The sequence below is a fragment of the Pseudomonas laurylsulfatiphila genome, from assembly GCF_002934665.1.
Taxonomy (GTDB): Bacteria; Pseudomonadota; Gammaproteobacteria; order Pseudomonadales; family Pseudomonadaceae; genus Aquipseudomonas; species Aquipseudomonas laurylsulfatiphila.
In genome coordinates this window covers 539,414-558,666 of sequence record NZ_NIRS01000001.1, presented here as the reverse complement: position 1 = coordinate 558,666, position 19,253 = coordinate 539,414, and the positions used below count along the sequence as shown (strand labels likewise).

The 19,253-nt window shown below is 62.6% G+C and carries 19 protein-coding genes; 5 read left to right on the top strand and 14 right to left on the bottom strand.

Annotation, left to right across the window (positions count from 1 at the left end):
• Positions 1-60 precede the first annotated feature (60 nt).
• Both CD175_RS02585 and CD175_RS02580 read left to right on the top strand, forming a co-directional pair.
• Entirely contained in the window at positions 61-1,281 is a 1,221-nt protein-coding gene (locus tag CD175_RS02585) for a helix-turn-helix domain-containing protein (RefSeq protein ID WP_104447544.1), read from the top strand.
• A 35-nt stretch (positions 1,282-1,316) separates the two neighbouring features.
• A complete protein-coding gene (locus CD175_RS02580; protein WP_104447543.1) occupies positions 1,317-1,949 on the top strand; it encodes a Vgb family protein in 633 nt (210 codons plus the stop codon).
• Positions 1,950-2,116: 167 nt separating this feature from the next.
• On the opposite strand, the gene CD175_RS02575 is transcribed toward CD175_RS02580, so the two are convergent.
• The 8 genes from CD175_RS02575 to CD175_RS02535 form a co-directional block, all read right to left on the bottom strand.
• Positions 2,117-2,518, bottom strand: a complete 402-nt coding sequence (locus tag CD175_RS02575; RefSeq protein ID WP_104447542.1) for a GFA family protein — start codon at positions 2,516-2,518, stop codon at positions 2,117-2,119.
• Between the two features lie 722 nt (positions 2,519-3,240).
• Positions 3,241-4,101: a CAP domain-containing protein gene (locus CD175_RS02565; RefSeq protein ID WP_104447540.1), complete on the bottom strand. Its 861-nt coding sequence runs from the start codon at positions 4,099-4,101 to the stop codon at positions 3,241-3,243.
• A 198-nt stretch (positions 4,102-4,299) separates the two neighbouring features.
• Positions 4,300-4,674 (bottom strand): RidA family protein, encoded by a 375-nt coding sequence (locus tag CD175_RS02560; RefSeq protein WP_104447539.1) that lies wholly within the window; start codon positions 4,672-4,674, stop codon positions 4,300-4,302.
• A 29-nt stretch (positions 4,675-4,703) separates the two neighbouring features.
• Positions 4,704-5,426 carry a DUF3726 domain-containing protein gene (locus CD175_RS02555; protein WP_104447538.1) on the bottom strand — a complete coding sequence of 241 codons (723 nt, stop codon included), beginning with the start codon at positions 5,424-5,426 and terminating at the stop codon, positions 4,704-4,706.
• Between the two features lies 1 nt (position 5,427).
• Entirely contained in the window at positions 5,428-7,143 is a 1,716-nt protein-coding gene (locus CD175_RS02550) for a hypothetical protein (protein WP_104447537.1), read from the bottom strand.
• 23 nt (positions 7,144-7,166) lie between these two features.
• Positions 7,167-8,720 (bottom strand): BCCT family transporter, encoded by a 1,554-nt coding sequence (locus tag CD175_RS02545; protein WP_104447536.1) that lies wholly within the window; start codon positions 8,718-8,720, stop codon positions 7,167-7,169.
• Positions 8,721-8,826: 106 nt separating this feature from the next.
• On the bottom strand, positions 8,827-9,813 hold the full coding sequence (locus CD175_RS02540; protein WP_104447535.1) for a dipeptidase: 987 nt from the start codon (positions 9,811-9,813) through the stop codon (positions 8,827-8,829).
• A gap of 13 nt (positions 9,814-9,826) precedes the next feature.
• Positions 9,827-11,269 (bottom strand): aldehyde dehydrogenase family protein, encoded by a 1,443-nt coding sequence (locus CD175_RS02535; RefSeq protein WP_104447534.1) that lies wholly within the window; start codon positions 11,267-11,269, stop codon positions 9,827-9,829.
• Between the two features lie 91 nt (positions 11,270-11,360).
• Here CD175_RS02535 and CD175_RS02530 point away from each other — a divergent pair, with 91 nt between their 5' ends.
• The gene (locus tag CD175_RS02530; RefSeq protein ID WP_104447533.1) at positions 11,361-12,248 is read left to right on the top strand and encodes a LysR family transcriptional regulator; all 888 of its coding nucleotides are present in this window, start codon (positions 11,361-11,363) and stop codon (positions 12,246-12,248) included.
• A gap of 2 nt (positions 12,249-12,250) precedes the next feature.
• On the opposite strand, the gene CD175_RS02525 is transcribed toward CD175_RS02530, so the two are convergent.
• From CD175_RS02525 to CD175_RS02510, 3 genes are all read right to left on the bottom strand, one after another.
• Positions 12,251-12,889 carry a helix-turn-helix transcriptional regulator gene (locus CD175_RS02525; protein ID WP_104447532.1) on the bottom strand — a complete coding sequence of 213 codons (639 nt, stop codon included), beginning with the start codon at positions 12,887-12,889 and terminating at the stop codon, positions 12,251-12,253.
• A gap of 19 nt (positions 12,890-12,908) precedes the next feature.
• Positions 12,909-13,538, bottom strand: coding sequence for a hypothetical protein (locus CD175_RS02520; protein ID WP_104447531.1), 630 nt, complete (start codon positions 13,536-13,538; stop codon positions 12,909-12,911).
• Between the two features lie 263 nt (positions 13,539-13,801).
• Positions 13,802-14,590 (bottom strand): alpha/beta hydrolase, encoded by a 789-nt coding sequence (locus CD175_RS02510; protein WP_104447530.1) that lies wholly within the window; start codon positions 14,588-14,590, stop codon positions 13,802-13,804.
• Between the two features lie 128 nt (positions 14,591-14,718).
• On the opposite strand from CD175_RS02510, the gene CD175_RS02505 reads away from it, so the two are divergent.
• Together CD175_RS02505 and CD175_RS02500 are read left to right on the top strand one after the other, a co-directional pair.
• Complete coding sequence (locus CD175_RS02505) at positions 14,719-15,663, top strand: aldo/keto reductase (RefSeq protein WP_167399493.1); 945 nt, start codon at positions 14,719-14,721, stop codon at positions 15,661-15,663.
• 110 nt (positions 15,664-15,773) lie between these two features.
• Entirely contained in the window at positions 15,774-16,427 is a 654-nt protein-coding gene (locus CD175_RS02500) for a peroxiredoxin (RefSeq protein ID WP_015095597.1), read from the top strand.
• Between the two features lie 145 nt (positions 16,428-16,572).
• Here CD175_RS02500 and yghX read toward each other — a convergent pair whose 3' ends face one another.
• From yghX to glcF, 3 genes are all read right to left on the bottom strand, one after another.
• Positions 16,573-17,460 (bottom strand): YghX family hydrolase, encoded by an 888-nt coding sequence (gene yghX, locus CD175_RS02495; RefSeq protein WP_104447528.1) that lies wholly within the window; start codon positions 17,458-17,460, stop codon positions 16,573-16,575.
• A 152-nt stretch (positions 17,461-17,612) separates the two neighbouring features.
• Positions 17,613-18,014, bottom strand: coding sequence for a heme-binding protein (locus CD175_RS02490; protein ID WP_104447527.1), 402 nt, complete (start codon positions 18,012-18,014; stop codon positions 17,613-17,615).
• 19 nt (positions 18,015-18,033) lie between these two features.
• Positions 18,034-19,251 (bottom strand): glycolate oxidase subunit GlcF, encoded by a 1,218-nt coding sequence (gene glcF, locus CD175_RS02485; protein WP_104447526.1) that lies wholly within the window; start codon positions 19,249-19,251, stop codon positions 18,034-18,036.
• Positions 19,252-19,253 lie beyond the last annotated feature (2 nt).

Genomic DNA, 19,253 nt, shown 5'->3' with positions numbered 1-19,253 from the left:
CGTGAATTAGACTAAACCCGGGTATCGAAGGGTGGGAGTGACAAGCGTGGCGGGATTTCGATGGACTCGATGATCACGGCAGCTGCCCAGGCGCTGGCAGCGGGCAATCCACTGGGCGCACTGGACCGCGTGGCCTTGCGCGACGATGCGCCGGCGCTGGCCCTGCGCGGTATCGCCATGGCGCAACTGGGCGATCTGGTGCGCGCCCGGGCGCTGGTCAAGCGTGCGCAAAAGGCCTTTTCGCCCAGGGAGGTGCTGGCCCGTGCCCGATGCGTGGTAGCCGAGGCCGAAATCGCCCTGGCGTCGCGGGATCTCGGCTGGCCGGTCAAGGCGCTCGAAACGGCACGGGTCACCCTTGAGCACCACGGTGACCGGGTCAATGCCGCTCACGCGCGGTATCTGCAAATCCGCCGTCTGCTGCTGATCGGCCAGCTCGATGAGGCGCAGCAGTTGCTGGCCAGTCTCGACCCCGGCCCCTTGCCGCCAGCCTTGCGCGCAACCCATGAACTGGTGCTGGCGGGAATCGCCATTCGCCGCCTGCAATCGAACGCGGCTCGGGAGGCGTTGACGCGAGCCGGGCAGGCTGCCGCTCAGACGGGGATTGCCGCGCTGATCGCTGAAGTCGAACAGGTAGCACGCCTGCTCGACGCACCCGCGGCACGCCTGATTGCCCAGGGTGAGGAACGCGCGCTGCTGCTCGATGAAGTCGAAGCCTTGCTCGGTTCAACGGCGCTGGTGGTGGACGCCTGCCGGTACGTTGTGCGGGGCTGCGGCATGTCGGTGTCGCTCGCGACGCGGCCGATCCTGTTCATGCTCGCTCGCTCCCTGGCCGAAGCCTGGCCCGCCGATGTTGCGCGGGAAACGCTGATCGCCCGGGCGTTCCGTCTGAAGCTCTCGGATGAGTCCCATCGTGCCCGGCTTCGCGTGGAAATCGGCCGGCTGCGTAAGGCGCTCAAGCCGTTGGCCGGCGTCATCGCGACGCCCCGTGGTTTTGCTTTGCAAACGTCCGTGTGCACGGAGGTGGTGACACTGGCGCAACCGGTCGAGGAAAAATTTGCCGCGGTATTTGCCTGCCTCGCCGATGGCGAGTCGTGGTCGAGTTCCGCCCTGGCCCTGGCGCTGGGTACCAGCCAGCGCACAGTGCAGCGTGCGCTCGATACGCTGGCGGAGCAGGGCAAGGTGCAGTGGTTTGGCCGAGGCCGCGCGCGGCGCTGGATGACGCCGCCGGTGCCGGGATTCGCGACGACCTTGTTACTCCCGGCGCCGCTGCCCGGTGGCTAGGATGAACGCCACCAACCCCCATCGAGGAATGCCAGATGAAACACGCAACTGCTGAAGTCATTCGTGAATATGGCCCGTTTGCCGAGGTCGATCATGTGTGCGGCGTCACCTGGGACGGCGAAAAGGTCTGGTTCGCCAGCAACAGCAAAATCAACGCCCTGGACCCGGAAAGCGGCAAGTTGCTGGACTCGATCGATGTCGCTGCCCATGCCGGCACCGCGTTCGATGGCGAGCATCTGTTCCAGATCGCCGACGACCGCATCCACAAGATCGACCCCCGCACCGGGCGCATCCTCTCGACGATTCCTGCCCCCGGCGCCGGCACCGATTCGGGGCTGACCTGGGCCGAAGGGACGTTGTGGGTGGGCCAGTACCGCGAACGCAAGATCCATCAGATCGACCCCGAGACCGGCAAGATCCTGCGCACCCTCGAATCCAACCGTTTCGTTACCGGTGTGACCTGGGTGCAAGGTTCGCTGTGGCACGGCACCTGGGAGGGCGACGAGAGTGAACTGCGGCGCATCGACTCGCAAACTGGTGAAGTACTGGAGAGCCTCAGGATGCCGGAAGGCGTCGGCGTGTCGGGACTGGAGTCCGATGGCGGCGAGCGGTTGTTCTGCGGTGGTGGCGATAGCGGCAAGGTGAGGGTGGTGCGTCGGCCTTTGTGAGGCGCTCCAGCCAAGTCACCAGGTACAACTTTTGTGGGAGCGAGCCTGCTCGCGAATGCAGGGTGTCAGGCAACATCAATGTTGACTGATTTGACGCAATCGCGAGCAGGTCGGATCGCCGCACCGTCGCTCCCACAGTGGATCTTCAGTGACCACGCTCCAGCCACTCAGTCCGTTTGTGGATGCTGATCGTTGATCTCGTACCAATCCGCCTTCGAGCCGACGCAAACATGTTTTTGCTTGCGTGTCCGTAGCGGCGTATCCAGCGAGCCGAGGGCAATCGAAACCCACTCGGAAAACGCGCCTGTCGAGTCAGTCCAGAACAGCGAAGATCCGCAGCGGCAACAGAACTGCCGCGTGACACCTTTGGACGATTCATAGGCCTGAAGCGAATCTGTGCCGGTCATGATGGACAGCGCCGAGGCGGGCGCGCTCGCGTAGGTCGCAAACGCAGCCCCATGGCTCTTTCGGCATTGGCTGCAATGGCAATGGGTGACGGCTTTCAGCTCGCTCGACACGCCATATTTGACGGCGCCGCAGAGGCAGCTGCCCTGGTGAAACTCATCCATGTAATGCCATCTCCTTATCGATAGTATTTTTGTTTCCTGCCGGGTTTTCTGCTGGTCGAAATCGGTCTAAAAGCCCGGTTGGCAATCGTGCGTGTTTTGCTATCCTCAACCTTGTAGGTGAAGACGCAGACTGATGCGCAAAAGGATAGCAAGGAGACGTGGGGCGCGTTCCGAAGGGTACACGGTTAGAAAGATCCCCGCGCTGGGATCCAGCCCTTATGCCGTGTGAAGCAGAAGAGTTCCATTACGGTTTCACGACTCTTTTGTGGGAGGCCTGATAAACCTTGTAAGCCGGAGACCAGCACCGGCCACCTACTTGTACTCACCCACGAAGCCCGCCCAGTGCGGGCTTTTTAATGCCTCGGTTTTTGGCGTCTGTGTAGGAGCCAGCTTGCTGGCGATGGTCGTTAACGATTACGCGTGTGAACCGGATAAACACGGTCCCCTGTAGGAGCTGGCCTGCCAGCGATGGTCGTTAACGATAACGCGTGTCAACTGGATGAGCGCGGCGCGCTTGAGTCCATCGCCAGCAGGCTGGCTCCTACAGTTTCAGTGTGGGCATGGCCCCTTGTGGGAGCTGGCCTGCCAGCGATGGTCGTTAACGATAACGCGTGTCAACTGGATGAGCGCGGCGCACTGGAGTCCATCGCCAGCAAGCTGGCTCCTACAGTTTCCCGTGGAGTACGTTTTTTAATGCCCGCAAGGCGGGTCTGGCCGGCGGCTCAAGGCGCGCCGAACAGCATTGTCCAGTAAACACCGTTGTCGCTGCGGGCGTTGGCGGCGTACGCGGCACCGACCTGGGTGAACATCGGGTTCATCAGGTTGGCGCAGTGCCCGGGACTGGCGAGCCAACCGGCCATGGCCTTGCTCGGTGAACCTTGCCCGGCGGCGATGTTTTCACCGATCTGCCGGCCACGGTAGCCCGCAGCCCTGGCGCGGTCGGAGGGCATGTCACCGTCGGGGTCCTGATGGGCGAAATAGTTGCTGTAGGCCATGTCCTTGCTGTGATGTTGTGCGGCGGAACCCAAGGCCGCGCTCCAGGACAGCGGCCGCGCGGCGGCGAAGCGTTGGCGACCACACAGGCGCGGCCTGGCCCGGGCAGCGTTGACCTGCGCCAGCAACGCCTGGGCGGCGCTGCGGGGATCGGCGGTTTGCCGGTCGAGCACCGGCCGCGCCAGCACCACTTGCCACTCGCTTCCGGCGCGGCTGACGCCGATGTCGGCGTACTGGTTGTCGAGCAGTGCGGCGCAGTGCTCGTCCTGGAACATATCGAAGGCTTCTTCGGCGTCCCGTGCACCCACCACGCGGATAGAGCGCACCATGGTCGCCTGATAGCCGGAAGCCTTTAACCGGTCCCGCAACCCACCGCCATAGCCAACAGGCAAGGCCAGGTTCGATTTAAGCGTCAGGGGGGCCAAGCGTTGTGCGGGGCGCCGGTCGCAGCGTTGCGGATGGGCGCGGTAGTCGTTGATGGCGTCGACCAGTTGCCGTTGCCCATCGGCGTGGGCGGGGCTGGCAAAAACGGGGAGCAGGGGAAGCAGGCACAACGAAGAAAAGCGCAAGGCAACGACGGTTTGGCGCATGAACGGACAACTCGAATGAGATGACGACGATTGGAGAGGAAAAATGCTCGGGTATGACTGGCGGCTTGGAACAAGGTTCACGGCGGACGTGAACCTGTTTATTGTCGGAACCAAATGTCCGACGAAGGGTATTGAAAACCGGCCGGCAACGCGGACCTCTGTAGGAGCAAGCTCGTTCCTACAGAAGATCGGGCCGGATCAATCCACGCAGGCGTACACCACCAGCTCCACCAGCATCTCTTCCCGGGCCAGGCCCGCCACGACCATGGCGGCGCGGTTAGGGTAGGGCGCCTGGAAGTATTCGGCGTAGACCGCATTCACGGTTGCGAGGTAGCTGCGATCGGTCACGTAGATCAGTACCTGGGTGACCGCGTCCAGCGAGCTGCCGGCGGCTTGCAGGGTGTGGTGCAGGTTGTCCAGGGTCTGCCGGGTTTGCGCTTCGATGCCGCCGCTCACCACCTGGCCCTGACGGTCGATGGGGATTTGCGCGGTGTACAGCGTGCCGTTGCCGACAACCGCCCATTCCAGTGGTGCGTGCGAGGCAAAGAGGTCGGTCTTGATCGCCTGTTTCATTGATGCTTCCTGATGCGGATTTGAGGGGTTTACCGGGCGTCGCTGCCTTCGCCGGCTCCACGGCGACGGGATTCTTCGGTGCTTTCCACCAGCACCCGTTCACCCAGTTTCTTCAACTGGGTCCAGACTTCATCATCGACCTGCAGCCCGCCCGCGGGTGTTGGCTGACGGTGTTCAAACGTCGGGGCCGCGTCTTCGGCACTCAGGCGTGGCAGCAGCGCGAAGTTCCGGGACATCAGCACGTTGATGCTTTGCTCGTCGCCCTGCGCCGGTTGCGGCAGGTCATATACCCGCAAGGCCGGGCTGGGGTGGCCGGCGCTGAAGGTGGCCACCAGTTCCTGCCGGGCATCGCGCCAGTACACACAAAAGTTCAGGCCCTCTCCGGCACAGCGTGCCAGGTAGCCCAGCAACAGAACGCGGTTGTGGCAATGGCGGACGCGGATCAGCGCACTGCCGCCGCGCAAGGCCTTGGCCACTCCCAGTTCGATGGCCTGGGCGGCGCAGCGCAATACGCTCTGGCCATGGGCATCGAGGATCAGTTGCGTGGCGTCTTCGTAGCAGGTTTCGATGGGGCGATCGACTTCATCGTGAAGGAAGTCCAACGCCTTTTTCAGCGCACCGATACCGTCGAGGCCTTGCTGCTGCAGCCTGGCAATCATCTCGGCGGCGTCGTCGCAATCACCGGGTGCAAAACCGATGCCTTCGAAGGCCTTGCGGCAGATCACCTGGATTTCATTGAGCGATACACGCATTTCAGAGTGCTCCGGCAGCGTTGGTCAGTTCAGGCATGACGGCAAAATTCCAGTCGTCGGGGAACGGCTGGCCGATCTCGCTGACCAGCGGTGCCCCCTGAAACAAGGTGATGCGCACCCAGCGGCTGGACTTGGGGTCGAACTTGCCGGCGCCGAAGAACGCCAGCTTGCAGCGCAGCAAGTGGATCGGCAGCATGCTGCGGTCCATCAGGTTGGCGCGGATCTCCCCGAAGGCGCAGCGGGCCATGCCTTGCAGGCGGCAGACGGTGCCTTTGAACTGCGGCAGCGCCAGCAGAAAGTGCGCGGTCAATTGCCGTGGGTGTTGCTCGCGGTAGGCAAGCAGGGCCCGATGACAACGTTGAATGTTGTGCGCGATCCCCAACTGCATTTCTTTCTCGGCACCTGGCTCCATGGCCCGTTCGCCCAGGCGTGGTTCTTCCTTTTCCGCCGAGCGATACCAGAAAAAGTGGTTGGCCTCGGTGCCGCTCAAGTCGTAATCAAGCGCCCAGCGGTACTGGGTCTCGATGAGATCGCACAGCTCATCCAAGGGCATCTCGGCGTTCAGGCGAAACCCCTCGTTGACCGACATCTGCTCGGCCAGCGGATCGACCTGTTCGGGGTACAACTCCAGCAGCAGGCTGACCAGCAGTTCCTGGCAACCGGCACCGACGCTCACTGCGGCCCAGGCTTGCAGGCACGACCACAAACCCGCGTTGACGGACTGGCCCGTGAACCACTCGGCCAGTTGTTCGAGATCGACCAGTGTCTGCTGGTCGATGGCGCTTTGCCGTTGGTCCTCGGTGCTGGTTTGCTGCAAGTGCCGGCGGGCCCGTAGCAGCAACGCCTGAAAGCGCTGGGCATGAGGCAGGTCAGCCGCTTGCGCCACAACCTGTGCCAGTGCGGTTTCCCTGGCCCACAGCCATTGGTTGACCAGTTGCGGGTGATTGATCAGGAACGGCGCCATGCCCAGCCCCGTGGAATTGCCGACCCCAAGGTAACGCTGCAGGGCAGGGTCCAGACCCACCGCCCGCTGCGGGTTGCGTGCCCGGGCCATGTGTTCGATCTGTTCGATGCTGAAATGCCGCAACAGGTACACGGTAAACATCTGGGCGCTGAAGGGTTGCGTGAAGTCCGCCGTGCCTTGCAGGCAACTGAAGTCGGCGATGCCGAACTTGCCGTTGCCGTACACCGCGGTGGTGCGATACAGGTAGCCGACCTCGGCCAGTTGCCGAGGGTCTGGCTGACAACCTTCGGCCAGCGCCTCGAGGAAACGCTCGAAGTTGCGCAGGCTACGGTTGGCCCGCGAGAGCACCAGCACTCGCGAATCAAAACGCCCGGCTTCCTGCAACGGCACATTGCGTCGCAGGTCAGTCAATTGCTGCTCATCGACATCGCCAGCAAGCAGGACAAAACTGACATCCCACTGATCGGCGATGACCCGGTCGCTGCGTTTTTCCGGCGGCAGGTACATGGAGAAAATCACGCAGTGATAGTGGGCACTGGCGGTGTCGATGCGGTAGATCGCCGTACCGAAGCCCTCGATATCCAGGTCGAAGCAGGTGCGCTGGATGCGCCACTGCTCGTTCATCATCCGCCGCATGCTGCTGCGCACGAAACTCAAGCGGCTTTGAAAGTGGCTACCCAGCCGCTCCAGGTCCATGACCCGGGCGGCGGGCCGCAAGGCCAAAGCGGTGTGTGTGTCGGTGTGCGACATCATTGCGATTCCTGAACTGTTCATCATCAGACTGCCTGTTCGCGAGCCATCTGCCGGGCGATGCGCAGTGCATCCCAGAGCGACGGCAGGATCAGCAGCGAAACCGGTACGGCAGTAATTACGATAAAGGATTGCAGCGCCGTGACCCCGCCCGAACCAATGGTGATCAACACCACCGCGGCCAGCCCCATGCCGATGGCCCAGAATGCACGCAGCCATGGTTTCGGCTTGTCATTGCGGGACATCGCCATCGCCACGGTGAACGCCATCGCATCGCCGTTGGTGGCTACGGAAATGAAGCTCAGGAACAGGAACAGCGCCGAGATCAGTCCACCCAGGGGCAGGTTCTGGGTCACGCCCAGCAGCAAGTCTTCGGGCTGCGCGCCGTGGGCGGTGACGATGCCCGGCGTCTGCAACTCCATGCCGATGCCGGCGCCACCGACGATGGTGAACCAGAACATGGTTACCAGCGGGGCGATGATCGACAGGGTCATGATCACTTCACGGATGGTCCGGCCACGGGAAATCTTCGCCACATACAGGGCAACCATCGGCGCGTAGCCAATGAACCAGCCCCAGTAGAACACCGTCCACCAGTCGAGCCATTTCGGATCGGCGCGGAACAGGGTCATTGGAATGAACTGCTCCAGGTGCAAGGCGAACGCGGTGGGAAAGCCGCCGAGAATGAAAGCGGTGGGCCCCAGCAGCACCATGAATACCGCCAGGCCGATCATCAGCCAGACGTTGATCCCGCTGACGAACCGGATCCCTTCCAGCCCGACCAGGCAGGAGATGGTGTACATCACGGTGACCAGCACAATGGTGATGGACTGCACCACCAGGTCATTGGGAATGCCCCAGACCGAGTGCAACGCACTGCTGATTTGCAGACCGAGGAAACCGATCGGGCCGATGGTGCCGGCGACGACGGCGATGATCGAGGTGGCGTCCGCCAGGGTGCCGATCGGACCCTTGAGCGCGCGTTCACCGAACAACGGATAGAGCAGGGTACGCGGCGCCAGCGGCAGGCCTTTGTCGTAATGCAAATGCATCAGCACGATGGCCAGCAGGCTGCCCAGCACCGCCCAGGCGAGAAAGCCCCAGTGCACGAACGATTGCGCGAGCGCAACGTGTGCGGCGGCTTCGGTGTGCGGTTGCACCCCGGCGAACAGCGGTGGCGGACTGGCGAAGTGCATCATCGGTTCCGCTGCCGCCCAGAAGGCACCGCCCCCGGCGAGCAGGGCGCACATGATCACAGCGATCCAGTTGAAGGTGCTGGTATCGGGGCGCTGGTCGACGCCGCCCAGGCGTACCCGCCCGCATTTGCTGAAGCAGATGAACAGGCTCATGGCGAAGGTTGCCAGCATCAGGATCTGCCAGTACAACCCGAAGAACTTCGTCGACCAGGCGAACAGCGTGTTCACCAACAGCGAGACGCCATCGATGTCGATCAGTGCCGCAATCAGGAAGGCGCCGAGGAAGCCGCCACTGATCAAGAACAGCGGCCAGTCGATGTCTTTTTTCGGCGGTGCAAGGTCCAGTGGCTGGACGTCGGCTTGCAGGGAGTCAGATATTTTCATGATGCCTCCAAAATACGCGCCTGGGGCTGTGCATCGCCGGTCGGGGAGATGAACGGGAGGCTATTGTTGTTATTTTTCATGCTGTCCTCACGGTGTCGATCAAGAGTCAGTTTTGCGCCGTCGTAGCGTTTTCCAGCAGGCGCAACCAGTTGAGTCCCATGATGTTGCGTACCTCGTCCTCGGCGAATCCCCGGTCGCGCAGGCCCTGGGCGATGACCGGGAAATCCCGGCTGTCGCGGAACCATTGCAACGGTGCCGGCCAGTTGGCGTTGTCCTTTGATCCTTCGCCGTAATCCTTGTCTTTGCTCCAGCGCCCATTGCGCATCCATTCGAGCACTTGCAGGGGTTGTTGCTGGCACAGGTCGGTGCCGATGCCGATGTGTTCGACGCCCATCAATTCCGCGGTGCTGGCGACCATGTCGCAGAACGATTCCAGGGTGCAGCCCGACGCTCCCTTGAGGTGGAAGGGGTACGTGCTGAAACCCAGCAGGCCGCCGGACTCGGCGATACCGCGCAATACTGCGTTGGACTTGTTGCGTTTGGCCGCGTGGAAACTCGACGGGTTGGCGTGGGAGACGATCACCGGCCGGCTCGACAGCTCGATGGCTTCCAGGGTGCTGCGCTCGGCGCTGTGGGACATGTCGATCAGCATGCCGACGCGGTTCATCTCGCGGATCACCTGGCGACCGAAACGGCTGATGCCATTGTCTTCGGCCTCGTAGCAACCGCTGGCCAGCAGGCTCTGGTTGTTGTAGGTGAGCTGCATGATCAGTACGCCGAGCTGGCGGAAAACCTCCACCAGGCTGATGTCGTCTTCAATCGGCGAGCAGTTCTGGAAACCGAAGAAAATCCCGATGCGGCCTTCCTGATGCGCCAGGCGAATGTCCGAAGCCTCGCGTACCGGACGAATCAGCTCGGGCCAGGTTTCGAAGCGGCGGTTCCACTCGCCGATTCGCGACAGGGTTTCCCGGGCGTTCTCGTGGTAGGCGATGGTGGCGTGCACCGCGCTCAGGCCACCTTCCTGCATCTGGCGAAAGATCGCTTCGTTCCAGTGGGAATATTGCAGGCCGTCGATCATCAATAAGTCGTGCATGCTGATCTCCCGTTCAAGGTCGCACGTAGGTGGTCTTGACCACGGTGTAGAACTCGCGGGCGTATTGCCCTTGCTCGCGTGGCCCGAAGCTGGAGGCTTTGCGGCCGCCGAACGGCACGTGGTAGTCGGTGCCGGCGGTGGGCAGGTTGACCATGACGCAACCGGTGCGGGCCCGGCGCTTGAAGTCGCTGGCATAACGCAGTGACTGGGTGATGATCCCGGCGGTGAGGCCGTATTCGGTGTCGTTCAACACGGCGAGGGCTTCTTCGAAATCACTGACCCGGATCACACAGGCAATCGGCCCGAAGACTTCCTCGCGGTTGATGCGCATGTTGTTGTGACTGTTGGTGAACAGGGCGGGGCGCATGTAGTGCCCGGCCGGTTGCAGGTTCAGCAATTGGCCGCCCTCGACCAGGGTCGCGCCTTCGTCTTCGGCCAGTTGCAGATAATGGAGGTTCTGCTCCAGTTGCCGGGCTTCGGCCACCGGGCCGATCTGCGTGCCTTGTTGCAGGGCATGACCGACCTTCAGTTGACGCATGCGCGCCACCAGCGCTTCGACGAAACGGTCATGGATGCCGTCGCAGACGATCAATCGCGAAGAGGCCGTGCACTTTTGCCCGGTACCGAAGAAGGCGCCGTTCAACGCGCATTCCACAGCGATTTCAAGGTCGGCGTCATCGAGCACCACCAAGGCGTTCTTGCTGCCCATTTCCAGTTGGCAACGCACCAGATTGCCGGCGGTGGCGACCGCGACGCGGCGACCGGTCTGCAGGGAACCGGTGAAGCTCAATGCGTCGATGTCGGCGGACTGGATCAGGCTTTCGCCGACCACGGCGCCACTGCCCATGACCAGGTTGAAGGTGCCGGCGGGCAACGCCTGGCGGCTGATGATTTCAGTCAGGGCCCAGGCGCTGGCCGGCACCAGGTTGGCCGGTTTGAACACGACGGCGTTGCCGAAGGCCAGGGCCGGGGCAATCTTCCACGCGGCGGTGGCCATGGGGAAATTCCATGGCGTGATGATGCCGACCACACCCACCGGTTCACGCTGGACTTCGATCTCGATGCCGGGGCGTACCGAAGCGGCCGTCTCGCCCATCTGGCGCAGCACTTCAGCGGCGTAGTAGTGGAAGAACTGCGCGGAGCGATTGACCTCGCCGATGCCCTCGGCCAGCGGCTTGCCTTCTTCCCGGGAGAGCAGTTCGCCGAGTTCTTCCTTGCGCGCCATCAACTCGTTGCCGATGGCCATCAACACCTGCTGGCACTGTTCCAGGCCGCTGGCGGCCCATTGCGGCTGGGCGTCGCGCGCGGCGGCGATGGCATCCAGTGTCTGTTCGGCGCTGGCCTGATGGTATTGGCCAATGAGGTCTTGAACATCCGAAGGGCTGTGGTTGGCGATGACGCCTTGGCCTTCGCACCAGTTACCGCCGATGTAGTTTTTGCAGGGTTGCAGTGCCATGGGAACCTCCGATTGCGTTGGCCCCATCTTGAGAGTATTACTCTGCAAATAAAAATTAATAATAAATATGAAACGATAAGGAAAATTAACCGTGCTGCCCGAGCTGAAAATTACCCAACTGCGCTATTTCGTCCTGGTTGCCCAGCTGAAAAGCTTTCACGGCGCGGCAAGGCAGGCCTATCGCACGCAACCGGCGCTGTCCCTGGCCGTACGCGAGCTGGAGCAGAAGCTCGGCCAGCGATTATTCGAAAAGGGCGGTAAAACCGAACTGACGCCATTCGGCGAGCACTGCTTGCCGCTGTTCCAGGATTTGCTGGCGCATCACGACCGCATCGCCCGCGAAGTCAGCTTGCTGGCGCGGCATGAAATCGGTCAGGTGAGCATCGCGACGGTGCCGTCGGTGGCCAGTCGGTTGTTGCCGCATCTGCTCGCACGGTTTGTCAGCGAGCACCCGAAAATGCAGATCAGCATGCAGGATGGCAATGCCGACAGCGTGCAGCAGTTGTTGGTCCAGGGGCAGGTGGATTTTGCGATCAGCAGCGTGTGGACAGCGGACGAAAACATTGAGTTCGTGCCGATCCTGAGTGATCGGGTGGGGGTGGTCTGCCGCCACGATCATCCGTTGGTGGCGCAAGGCGAGGCCTTGCATTGGTCGAGCCTGCAAGCCTACCCCCTGGTACGCAATGGCACCTCGCGCTTGCTCGCAGGCACGGAGGCGGCGGGGTTGCTGGACAGCAGTCTGCTGTTCGTCTCCAACATGATTTCGCTGATCGCGATGCTGGAAGAGGGCATCGGCATCACGACGCTGCCGTCCCTGGCGTTCCCGCAGGGCAACGAGAAACTGGTGTTCCTGCCACTTTCCGAACCACGGGTGGAGCGCCAGATCGGCATCCTGTGCCGCAAGGGGCACAGCCTGTCGCCGGCGGCAGCCGAGTTGATGGGGTTTCTCAAAGCGAACATGCAGATGGTCGAGCTGTAAGGTCAGTCTCCGAGTGGCGGCTCCGGGCTTTCTGTCGGTCGCAGCCTGAAGCGACAGACATGCCCGCCACGCACCATGCACTCGCTGTGCTCGACTTCACCGCCGCCCAACGCGCCGATCAAGGCCAGGTCCAGTTCGCAGACCACCGGATGCTCGGCGGCCAGGCGATGGAACACGCAGTTATGCGCGACGATTTCCGGCGTGTCGCCTGAGCGAAAAAACACCTCGGCTTCGTAGCCCGCCTGGTTCATGTGCTGCACGATCCTGGCTTCGTCCACGACTTGTTGTTCACGGTCCAGCGCCAGTTTGCGGCCCATGCTGCGCATCAGCGAGGCCAGGGCTTCGGGACCGATGATGGCGGCGACTTCATCGATCAGGACGCTGGCCAGTAGCTGATAGTGGCGAGGGAATTGCTCCCGTGCGTGGTCGGTGAGCCGATACAGCTGCTCCGGACGACGCCCCGTCGGGCGGGTGTCGCCGCGCAGCACCAGGCCGTCACGCTCCAGCGCCGCCAGGTGTTGGCGGATCGCCGTGCGCGTGACGGCCAGATGTTCAGCCAACTCGTCAATGCTCATGCCGCTGGCATGGTGCAGCAGCGCATTGAGCAGGTCTTGCTGTGTTCGGCCCAGTCCTTCCAGCATGGGATACCCTCGCGCGATATCAGAACTTGTCCGGGAATTGCTTGACCAGCGCGCCGGTCAACGCATCGGCCAGGGCCAGGATGTGCGTGCGCATCATCGCCCAGGTACGGGCTTCACCGGCGTAATCATGTGCCGCGAATTCATCGATCTGGGTGATGTGGTGACCGCCATGGGCTGACAACATCGTCACCAGTGTCACCTCAGGCAGATTGGGGTTGGCGCCGGCCAGGAACGCCGCAATCGCCTTGGCATTGCTGGTCAACTCGGTGACGGCGGCCTGCTTGCCCTTGGCGTCCTTGGCCACCGTGGCATCGCTGTAGTGTTTCACCGCGCCCCAGTGACCGGCAAGCAGCTTGAGCAATTGATCCGCCGCCGGTTGGCCGTAGAGCGGGGCGATGCTGTTGGCGATTTTGGTGGCGTTGTCGACCACCTGGTCGGCCGCGACTTTGGCTTGTTTCTGGTCGGCGGATTGATTGGCCAGTGCGTAGTTTCTGATCCAGAAAATGTGCTCGACCCAAAGGTCACGCAGAGCCAGGCGCGTGGTCAGCGCGGGGCTGTCGGCAGCGGCGGGTGAGGCGGCAGGCGTCTGGCTCCAGACCGGTTGGGCACAGAAAGCCAGCAGGAGTAAAGCCAGGGTTTTGATATTCATGACGGCACCCTCTGAGAGTGGGATCGTTCGACAATATCAATATAGGCATAAAAATATGTTTTTATTGGCTGAAGGCAGAATCTCGGACCAATGGTCGCGACTGAAGGGCTTTTCTGTGGCGAGGGAGCTTGTCGGATCGCCGCACCGTCCCGTTGGACTGCGCAGCAGGCCCTTTTTTTTGTATGAAGAGCTGGGGGTCGCTTCGCAACCCAACGGGAGCAAGCTCCCTCGCCACAGGTTATAGGCATGATCTACTTTGTTGGTTACAACCCATCCCCCAGTGCCTCGAAGTATTCAGGACTTTCGCTGATCGAGTTATGCCCCGTCCCCGGTATCACCTTCAGTGACGCCACGCCTTTGGCGAAGTGCGTGTACAAACGCTCGGTACTTGAACGCGGAATCACTTCATCAAACTCAGCGGCAATCAAGACCGTCGGCACCGTGATGCGGCCGGCGTACTGCCAGGACGGGTATTTGTCCTTCAGCAACCAGCGCACCGGAAACCAGCGAAACTGACGGGCGGCCAGCCCCTCGAGGCTGTTGTAGGGCGTGATCAATACCAGGCGCGCCGCCGGGCGCTGGCTGGCAAGGCGCACGGCGACACCCGACCCCAGGCTGCGTCCGACCACCGCCACGTGAGGATGGGTGGCATACACCTGGTCGAACAAGGTCAAGGCGTCGCGGGCAATGGCTTCTTCGGAAGGGGAGCCGGAACTGCCGCCAAAGCCACGGTAATGCAGCAGATACAGCGCGTAGTCAGGGAACGCCTGGGTGAACCCGGGCAAGTTGCGCGAGACGTCTTCGGCGTTGCCGCCAAAGTAGATCAGCGCATTCGGGCCTTCGTGAGGCCGGATGGACACCAGCACCCGTGCGTCGGCGACCGGCAGGGTGAGCAGCGTCCCGGCTGTCCCGATGGCGCGCGGTTGCGGGTAATAGATCAGCGCCCGCTGAAACACGAACAGCGCCACACACAGCGCCAAGTACAACGCAGCGACGATGACCACGAGTAACACCAGGGTGCGCGACATTCGACTAACGTTAGTGGGCGGCATTGACGGCTCGGGGTTTGAAAGTGGTTGGCGCCGCAGGGCTTTGTGAGTGTAGTCAATCGACCCTGGCACGGGTTATCCGCCGTGTCGGTGCAACAGGCCGAACCCGAACGACTGGTGAGAAGCGTTTTATGAGCCATCCTGAGGGTTACACCCGTAGAGAAATACTCACGCTGGCTGCCGGTGCTTCGGCGGTCTTCACGTTCGGTCCGGCGGGTGCGCAACCCGCGCCGCCGACGGGAACAGGAGGCAAGACCATGCAGACTCGCGCCATTCCTTCCAGCAACGAGTCCTTGCCGATCGTAGGCTTGGGCACTTATCGCGGATTCGACGTCGAGCCTTCGCAACCGGCCTACAAGGATTTGCCCGCGGTACTGGATGCGTTGTTCGACAAGGGTGGCAAGCTGATCGACAGCTCGCCGATGTACGGTCGCGCCGAACAGACCACCGGCGAATTGCTGTCGATCCATGAGCCACGCTCGCCGGCGTTCCTGGCCACCAAGGTGTGGACTCGCGGGCGCGAGGAAGGCCTCGCGCAGATGGAACAATCCTTCGCCCTGTTGCAGACCGACCGGATCGACCTGATGCAGATCCACAACCTGCTGGACTGGCAGACGCACTTGCCGACCCTGCGCCACTGGAAAGAACAAGGGCGCATCCGCTACATCGGCATCACCCATTACACGGCGTCGGCCTACGACGAAGTGGAAGCGGTACTCAAGGCCGAGCCGCTGGATTTCCTGCAGATCAACTACGCCCTGGATGATCGCGGCGCCGAGAAACGCTTGCTGCCATTGTGCCGCGAACGGGGCGTGGCGGTGATCTGCAATCGGCCGTTCGGCGGTGGTAGCCTGCTGGCCAGACTGAAAGACAAACCGCTGCCAGGCTGGGCGGCACAAGTCGGGGTCAAGAGCTGGGCGCAACTGGCACTGAAGTTCCTGCTGTCGCATTCTGCGGTGACCTGCGTGATTCCGGGCACCGGCAACCCGCGCTACATGGCGCAGAATGCCTGGGCCGGTTTCGGCCCGACGCTGACCGATGCCCAGCGTCAGCAGCTGATTGCGCTGGTGGACTAACGCAGCCCGGCGAGTCCCGCAACCTCTCCTATACTGTCCGCGTCCATGCCGTTGAAAGCGCATTCGTTGCCCTGACGGCGTCCCTGTCCATCACTGCAAGGAGATCGAACATGGCTATCCGCATTGGCGACGAAGCACCGGATTTCACCGCCGAAACCACCGAAGGCACGCTCAATTTTCACCAATGGATCGGCGACGGGTGGGCCATCCTGTTTTCCCATCCCAAGGATTTCACCCCGGTGTGCACCACTGAACTGGGCTACCTGGCCAAACTCAAGCCCGAATTCGACAAGCGCAACACCAAGGTCATCGGCCTCAGCGTCGACCCGGTCAGCGACCACAACCGTTGGGTCGGCGACATCGCCGAGACTCAGGGCTGCGCGGTCAACTATCCGCTGATCGGCGACGAAAACCTGGTGGTGGCCAAGCTTTACGACATGATCCACCCCAATGCCAGCGGCGGTGCGCGCACGGCGGTGGACAACGCCACGGTGCGCTCGGTGTTCATCGTCGGCCCGGACAAGAAGGTCAAGGCCATGCTGATCTACCCGATGAGCGCCGGGCGCAATTTCGATGAAGTGCTGCGCCTGCTCGACTCTCTGCAATTGAATGCCAAGCATACCGTGGCCACGCCGGTGAACTGGCGGCCGGGCGAGGATGTGATCATCCCGACTTCGGTGTCTGATGAAGATGCGAAGAAGAAATACCCGGATGGCTTCAAGACACTGAAGCCGTATTTGCGGACGGTGGCTCAGCCGAAGTAAGCTCGGCGGCCCTGAAGCCGCCTTCGCGAGCAGGCTCGCTCCCACATGGGATCTCTGTCGGACACAGACTTTGTGTCCACTGGAGACCCCTGTGGGAGCGAGCCTGCTCGCGAAGAGGCCGGCCCTGCCGACCAAGAGCTCCCGGTCAAACCAGATACTTTTTAAACCACCCCAACGTCCGCTCCCATGCCAGCTTCGCCGCCGCCTCGTCATAACGCGGCGTCGAGTCGTTGTGGAAACCATGATTGCAGCCCGGATAAATGTAGGCCTCATAGGTCTTGCCCCCGGCCTTCAGCGCTTTCTCGTAGGCCGGCCAGCCCTCGTTGATCCGCGTATCCAGTTCGCCGTAGTGCAGCATCACCGGTGCCTTGATCCGGGGCACTTCCTCGGCCGTTGGCTGACGGCCATAAAACGACACGGCGGCGCCCAGTTCCGGATAGGCCACGGCGGCGGCGTTGGTCACGCCACCGCCGTAGCAGAACCCGGTGATGCCGACTTTTCCAGTGGCGGCAGGGTGTTTCATCATCCACTCGACGGCGGCGAAAAAGTCGTTCATCAGCTTTTCCGGGTCGACCGTGGCCTGAAGCTCGCGGCCCTTGTCGTCATTGCCGGGATAACCGCCGACCGAGGTCAGGCCGTCCGGGGCCAGGGCGATGAAACCGGCCTTGGCCACACGCCGGGCCACGTCTTCGATGTACGGGTTGAGCCCGCGGTTTTCATGCACGACCACCACCGCCGGCACCTTGCCGGTGGCCTTGGCCGGGCGCACCAGATAAGCCCGTACCTGGCCGTGGCCCTTGGGCGACGGGTAGGTGACGTATTCGGCAATGATGTCCGGGTCGGTGAACTCGACTTGCTCGGCCAGTGCGTAGTTGGGGCTTAGCGCGGCGAGCAGGGCACCGGCGGTCAAACCTCCGAAGGTGAACAACGCTGCGCGGTCGAGAAACTCCCGGCGATTGATCTTGCCGTGGGCGTAGTAGTCGTACAGCTCAAGCAGTTCCGGGGCGAAGTCTTTGGCTGTGAGGCGGGTCATCGGCGGAGTTCCTTTCGTCTGGTTGAACACGGACCCCTGTAGGAGCGAGCCTGCTCGCGATAGCGCCCTATCAGGCGAAACCTGCGTTGAATGACACTACGCGATCGCGAGCAGGCTCGCTCCTACAGGGTGGAAGTGGTGAAGCCAAAACCTCATTTCACGCACTGCGCCCCGGCTTTCGCCACTTGCGCATCCTGCTCGGCCTTGACGCCCGACACCCCGACAGCCCCAATCACCTGGCCATCGAAAATAATCGGTACGCCGCCTTCCAGCGAAGTCAGCAGCGGTGCTGACAGAAAAGCGTAGCGCCCACCGTTGACCATGTCCTCATAGCTTTTCGATTCGCGCCGCCCGAGGGCTGAGGTGCGGGCCTTTTCGGTGGCGATGTACGCACTGCCCGGTGCGCAACCGTCGAGGCGTTCGAGGGCCAGCGGGTGGCCGCCGTCATCGACCACCACTATGGTCACGGCCCATTGATTGGCCTGTGCCTCGGCACGGGCGGCTTTGATGATCTGTTGGACTTCGGTCTGGCTCAGCACGGCTTTGCGGTTCATGGGCATCTCCGGGATTCGGTTAAGGCAGGGCGGCTTCGACCAGTTCGATCCAGTGCCGCACCGGGGTCCGGCCCGCGCCGTCGAGATGCGACTGGCAGCCGATGTTGGCCGTGACGATGACCTCGGGATGGCCGCTTTCCAGGGCATTGAGCTTGTTGTCGCGCAGTTGTCGCGACAGCTCGGGCTGGGTCAGCGAATAGGTGCCCGCCGAACCGCAGCACAGGTGCCCGTCGGGGACGGACGTCAGGTTGAAACCAAGTCCGCTCAGCAGCGCTTCCACGGCGCCGCCGAGTTTCTGCCCGTGCTGCAAGGTGCAGGGGCAATGGAAGGCCAGGCGCTGCGAGGCGTGGATCCCGAGTTTTTCCAGTGGTTCGTCGCGCAGCACCTCCACCAGGTCCCGGGCCAGTTCGCTGACCTTTTTCGCCTTGTCGGCATAGGCCGGGTCGCTGGCGAGCAGATGGCCGTAGTCCTTGATGAAGGCGCCGCAACCGCTGGCGGTCTGCACAATCGCCTCGGCGCCTTTTTCGATGCCCGGCCACCACGCGTCGATGTTGCGCCGGGCGCGATCGAGACCGGCGGCCTGGGCGTCCAGGTGGTAGTCCACGGCGCCGCAGCAACCGGCTTCGCGGGTCGCGATGACACTGATCCCCAACCGGTCCAGCACCCGCGCCGCCGCGGCATTGGTGTTGGGCGACAGGGCCGGCTGCACGCAGCCTTCGAGCATCAGCACCTGACGTTCGCGCAGGGTCATGGGTCGCGGTTTGGCCGGCGGTGCATGGCGCGGCAATTTGCTTTGCAGGGTGCCGGGCAGCAGTGCGCGGAACACCTGGCCGCCTTTGACCAGGCTTTTAAACAAATCCGGATGCGGCACGGTCTGCCGCAACCCCTCGCGCAACAGGCGCTGCCCGAGCGGGCGCGGCACCGCCGCATCGACCACCGCGCGACCGATGTCCAGCAGGTTGTGGTAATCGACGCCCGACGGGCAGGTGGTTTCGCAGTTGCGGCACGACAGGCAGCGATCCAGGTGTTGCTGGGTCTTTTGCGTGACGTCGTTGCCTTCCAGCACTTGCTTGATCAGGTAGATGCGGCCCCGCGGTCCGTCCAGTTCATCGCCGAGCAATTGATAGGTCGGGCAGGTGGCATTGCAGAAGCCGCAGTGCACGCAGGTGCGCAGGATGCTTTCGGCTTCTGCGGCACGGGGCAGATGGCGGGCGCGTTCACTCAGGGTCGTCTGCATGG

What these genes read in the sequence shown, in the direction of transcription:
- CD175_RS02565 (WP_104447540.1), bottom strand. Translation starts at nt 4,101, where the DNA reads ATGCGCCAAACCGTCGTTGCCTTGCGCTTTTCTTCGTTGTGCCTGCTT.
- CD175_RS02560 (WP_104447539.1), bottom strand. Translation starts at nt 4,674, where the DNA reads ATGAAACAGGCGATCAAGACCGACCTCTTTGCCTCGCACGCACCACTG.
- CD175_RS02540 (WP_104447535.1), bottom strand. Translation starts at nt 9,813, where the DNA reads ATGCACGACTTATTGATGATCGACGGCCTGCAATATTCCCACTGGAAC.
- CD175_RS02525 (WP_104447532.1), bottom strand. Translation starts at nt 12,889, where the DNA reads ATGCTGGAAGGACTGGGCCGAACACAGCAAGACCTGCTCAATGCGCTG.
- CD175_RS02545 (WP_104447536.1), bottom strand. Translation starts at nt 8,720, where the DNA reads ATGAAAATATCTGACTCCCTGCAAGCCGACGTCCAGCCACTGGACCTT.
- CD175_RS02510 (WP_104447530.1), bottom strand. Translation starts at nt 14,590, where the DNA reads ATGCCGCCCACTAACGTTAGTCGAATGTCGCGCACCCTGGTGTTACTC.
- CD175_RS02550 (WP_104447537.1), bottom strand. Translation starts at nt 7,143, where the DNA reads ATGATGTCGCACACCGACACACACACCGCTTTGGCCTTGCGGCCCGCC.
- CD175_RS02535 (WP_104447534.1), bottom strand. Translation starts at nt 11,269, where the DNA reads ATGGCACTGCAACCCTGCAAAAACTACATCGGCGGTAACTGGTGCGAA.
- CD175_RS02555 (WP_104447538.1), bottom strand. Translation starts at nt 5,426, where the DNA reads ATGCGTGTATCGCTCAATGAAATCCAGGTGATCTGCCGCAAGGCCTTC.
- yghX (WP_104447528.1), bottom strand. Translation starts at nt 17,460, where the DNA reads ATGACCCGCCTCACAGCCAAAGACTTCGCCCCGGAACTGCTTGAGCTG.
- CD175_RS02490 (WP_104447527.1), bottom strand. Translation starts at nt 18,014, where the DNA reads ATGAACCGCAAAGCCGTGCTGAGCCAGACCGAAGTCCAACAGATCATC.
- CD175_RS02505 (WP_167399493.1), top strand. Translation starts at nt 14,719, where the DNA reads ATGAGCCATCCTGAGGGTTACACCCGTAGAGAAATACTCACGCTGGCT.
- CD175_RS02500 (WP_015095597.1), top strand. Translation starts at nt 15,774, where the DNA reads ATGGCTATCCGCATTGGCGACGAAGCACCGGATTTCACCGCCGAAACC.
- CD175_RS02580 (WP_104447543.1), top strand. Translation starts at nt 1,317, where the DNA reads ATGAAACACGCAACTGCTGAAGTCATTCGTGAATATGGCCCGTTTGCC.
- CD175_RS02520 (WP_104447531.1), bottom strand. Translation starts at nt 13,538, where the DNA reads ATGAATATCAAAACCCTGGCTTTACTCCTGCTGGCTTTCTGTGCCCAA.
- CD175_RS02575 (WP_104447542.1), bottom strand. Translation starts at nt 2,518, where the DNA reads ATGGATGAGTTTCACCAGGGCAGCTGCCTCTGCGGCGCCGTCAAATAT.
- glcF (WP_104447526.1), bottom strand. Translation starts at nt 19,251, where the DNA reads ATGCAGACGACCCTGAGTGAACGCGCCCGCCATCTGCCCCGTGCCGCA.
- CD175_RS02585 (WP_104447544.1), top strand. Translation starts at nt 61, where the DNA reads ATGGACTCGATGATCACGGCAGCTGCCCAGGCGCTGGCAGCGGGCAAT.